The 3653-nt window shown below is 73.7% G+C and carries 4 protein-coding genes; 1 reads left to right on the top strand and 3 read right to left on the bottom strand.

Annotated elements, in window-relative coordinates:
• Positions 1-2289 (top strand): CHAT domain-containing protein (locus ACTWPT_RS59670; RefSeq protein WP_443186420.1); only part of this gene is annotated, 2289 nt, incomplete at its 5' end.
• A 6-nt stretch (positions 2290-2295) separates the two neighbouring features.
• Here ACTWPT_RS59670 and ACTWPT_RS59665 read toward each other — a convergent pair.
• From ACTWPT_RS59665 to ACTWPT_RS59655, 3 genes are all read right to left on the bottom strand, one after another.
• Positions 2296-2550: a hypothetical protein gene (locus tag ACTWPT_RS59665; protein WP_443186419.1), complete on the bottom strand. Its 255-nt coding sequence runs from the start codon at positions 2548-2550 to the stop codon at positions 2296-2298.
• Positions 2551-2654: 104 nt separating this feature from the next.
• Positions 2655-3110, bottom strand: coding sequence for a hypothetical protein (locus ACTWPT_RS59660; RefSeq protein ID WP_443186418.1), 456 nt, complete (start codon positions 3108-3110; stop codon positions 2655-2657).
• 74 nt (positions 3111-3184) lie between these two features.
• A partial coding sequence (locus ACTWPT_RS59655; RefSeq protein ID WP_443186417.1) for a GNAT family N-acetyltransferase occupies positions 3185-3653 on the bottom strand: 469 nt, incomplete at its 5' end.

The following is a 3653-nucleotide window of genomic DNA, read 5'->3' as shown; positions in this document are numbered from 1 at the left end:
CTGGGCGACGCCACCGTCGCCTACGGCCATGCCGCCCGTTGCTGCGAGCTGCGCGACGACCGGATCGTCGAGCACCTGCGTCACCTCGGCGCCGCCGCCCGGGCGCTGGGCCGCTCTGACGAGGCGATCGGACACCTCCCCAGGGCGGTCGAGCTGGCCCGCGACCGGGGCTCAGCGCTCCCCGCCCTGCTCGTCCACGCGCTCAACTCCCTCGCTCTGGCCCTGTCCGACCAGGCCCGCTGGACGGACGCCGCCCGCGCCTACGACGAGGGCTTGGCCCTGGCCGCGGCTCCTCTGTGGCGCGCGCTGCGCGCCCCGCTGCTGTCCGGCCGTGCCGGGCTCCACCTCAAGCTGGGCGAGCCGGACGAGGCGGCCACGGCCTACCGGGAAGCCATCTCGATCGCCGAGGAGCTGGGCGGCCGGGCCGGCCTCGGCAACGACTACGCCGACCTCGGCCTGGTGCACGTCCTCCGCGGTGAGCAGGGCGAGGCCAGACCCCTCCTCGAACGAGCCCTGGACCTTCACCGGGCGAACGGCGACGACCGCGGCGCGACGCTCGACCTGATCATGCTCGCCCGCCTGCGGGAACCGGAGGCGACCGGGCGTCCGGAGGTGCATCAGGAACGCCGGCCTGCCGATGCGGCGGCGTACCTGGAGGAGGCGCTGGGCTTGGCCGGCGGGATCGGCTTCGGGGCGGGAGAAGCGATCGCGCTGGCCGGCCTCGGGGCGCTCGACGTCGCCACCGCCGAACACGACCGCGCCCACCGCCGGCTGTCCCGGGCGATCGAGCTGCTGGAGGATCTGGGCCACGGCCCGGCGCTGGCGACCGCCTGCCTCCACCGGGCCGCCGCCGCGGAAGGGCTCGGCGACCTGCCGGACGCACTCGCCGACGCCGAACGCGCCTGCGCTCTCGGCCACACACCGGCCCTCGACCGGGCGATCAGGCTGGCCGTACGCCTCGGGCGAGGGAGGACGGCCTGGACGCACGCCGAACACGCCAAAACGCGCACCCTGATCGCCCAGCTCGGCCACGGCCGCTGGCCCGCGCCGGACGGCGTACCCGCCGACATGCTGGAGGGCGAACAACGCGCGCTGGACGACGTGCGCGCGCTCATCTCGGCGGCCACCAGGACCCGCGACCCTGCCCAAGCCGCGGCCCTCACCCGCCGCGCCCACGCCGCGCAGACCGGCGTGGAGGCACTGTGGCGCCGCATGGAGCTCCAGGCCGCCGACTACGTGGCCCTGCGCCGCGAAAGCCCGCCGAGCGAACCCGAGCTGGACGCCCTCGTCCGGCCCACGGAGGATGGCGGCAGCGCCACAGCGGGCGGCACCGGGCTGCTGGGCTTCCACATCGGTGAAGACGACGACACGGTGACCGTGCTCGCCCACCGCACCGGCTGGCCCGAGCCGCGGGTCTTCCCCACGACCGTCGGCCGCGCCCTGTTGACCGACTTCACCAGGATCATCGACGGAGACCGGCCGGGCCTGCTCGACCTCGCGTCCCGCCGCCACCGCCGGGATGTGTGGCACCGCGTGGCCGACCTGCTGCTGACCGACGCACTCCACGCGCTCGGCGCCGAGGACCTGGGACGGCTCCACCTCCTCCCGCACCGCGAGTTGCACCGCGTCCCGCTGCACGCGCTCGCTCCGGCCGGCGGGCCCCCGCTGCTCGAACGATGTCCCGTGACCTATGCCCCGTCCGCCGCCGCCCTGGTCCGCCTCACCCGGCGTGTCCCGCTTCGCGCCGGCCGGTCGCTGGTGCTGGGCTTCGGCACGGACGCGGAGACACGGGAGGCCGAGGAGATCGCCGCGCTCCTGGGCGAGGACCCGTGCACCGGCGCCGCCGCCACCTCGGCGCTCCTCCCCGGAAGCTGGGACATCGTGCATGTTTCCGCGCACGGCGTGTTCGACGGGCACGACCCGTTCGCCTCAGGCGTCCGGCTGGCCGACGGCGTGCTCACCGCCAGGCGGCTGATGAGCACAAGGACGCATGCCGGACTCGTGGTGCTCACCGGGTCCGAACGCGACCCCAGACCTCCGGCCGCGGACGGCGTGGTGGCGCTCGCCCACGCTTTCCTGCACGCCGGAGCCAGGTCCGTCCTCTTCTCCCTCTGGCCGGTCTCCATGGAGATCACCCGGGCGCTGATGCGCGACGTCCACAGCAGGCTCCGCACCGGCACGGGGCCGGCGCAGGCGTTGCGCGAGGCCGTGCTGGACCTGCGCGAACTGTACGGATCCGCCGAGCCGGACCTGTGGGCCGCGTACGTGCTGGCCGGCGTGCCGGACTAGAAGGGCCTAGTGGTCCATCCACTTCGAGTCCGGCATCAGCGTGGCCACGACCAGATAGCCGAAGAAGCCGACCGCGAGCCCCACCGCGTACGCCCCGAACACCTCAGGCACGTCGAACAACGCCGTCACCGCCCCGCCGCCCACCGCGGCCAGCACCGTGGCGAGGTCGCTCAGGCCCACGGCGCCCTCCCTGCGGCGCAGCGTCCGGTATGTGATCCACCCGATCACCAGCCCGAAGCAGATCGCGCCGAGCACCGCCATGGGAACCTCCTCATCGTTCAGACCGCCACCAGCGGGTGTCGCGCCGTGCGCCGTTTCCGCCGGAAGGATCTTCGTTCACCATGGCACGCGGCGAGACCTTCTGACTAGAGGTACGACTTGGCCGCACTCACCAGTTCGGCCGTGCCGTCGGGCGTGTCGACGTAGAGGGCTGCTTCGGGGCTGCGCTCGCGGACGTCCTGGTCGCGGATCGCGAACACGGCCGGAGCCACGCCCACGTCGCCGTAGCGGCCCGCCACGGCCTCGCCGATCGCCTGCCGCACGTCCCCGACCACGTCCCTGACCGTGTGGCCGGAGCCGGAAGCGGCGAGGTAACCCAGCATGCCCGCGAAACGCAGCTCCGTCTCGGCGGCCGGGCGCTGCTCGGGCAGCACGGGCCGGTCAAGCCAGAACACCTTGCCCGTCAGGAACGCCTCGTAACCGGCGCCCTCGTGGCCCAGCACGCGTGCCGTCCCGGCGAGCAGCGCCCCGAACTCGGCCAGGTCCGCCTCAGGCGGCAGGTCCGTCGTGACGAACAGGGGCACGATCAGCGAGTCGACCATAGGCTCATCCCTCCATGAGGAGCCTCATCGTAGGGTGGCCCACCGACAATCCCCGCTCCCGCCACACCGGCCGCTCAGCGTTCGGTCCACTCGTCCTCGAGGGCCGAGTGCACGATCGAATCGCGCCACCCCTGCGGCGTGTGCATGTGGTGCCGGATCCGGCCCTCCTCCACCATCCCCGCCGTCAGCATCGCCAGCTGCGCGGGCAGGTTGGCCGGCGAGCGGGCGCCCCAGATCCGATGCAGCCCGAGTTCCTTGAATCCGAACGACAGCAGCAGCCGCACGAGGTCCGTGCCGACACCGCGACCCCACACGTCGGGGTGGAGCCCGAAGCCGATCTCCGCGCTGTGCGGGTGCTCGGCCTCGATGCTCAGGCGGGCCACCCCGATCACGTCGCGGCGCCCGGCGTCGACCACGGCCATCACGTACAGCAGCCGCGGCTCCGCGCAGACCGCTGCCATGGCCGCGTCCACCAGGTCCGCGACCTCGCGCAAGGTGCGCGGCGTGAACGGCATGTGCTGCGTCGCGGTGGGATCGCCGTAG

The sequence above is a fragment of the Nonomuraea sp. 3N208 genome (genome assembly GCF_052245935.1).
Taxonomy (GTDB): Bacteria; Actinomycetota; Actinomycetes; order Streptosporangiales; family Streptosporangiaceae; genus Nonomuraea.
This window is presented reverse-complemented; position numbering and strand designations above follow the sequence as displayed.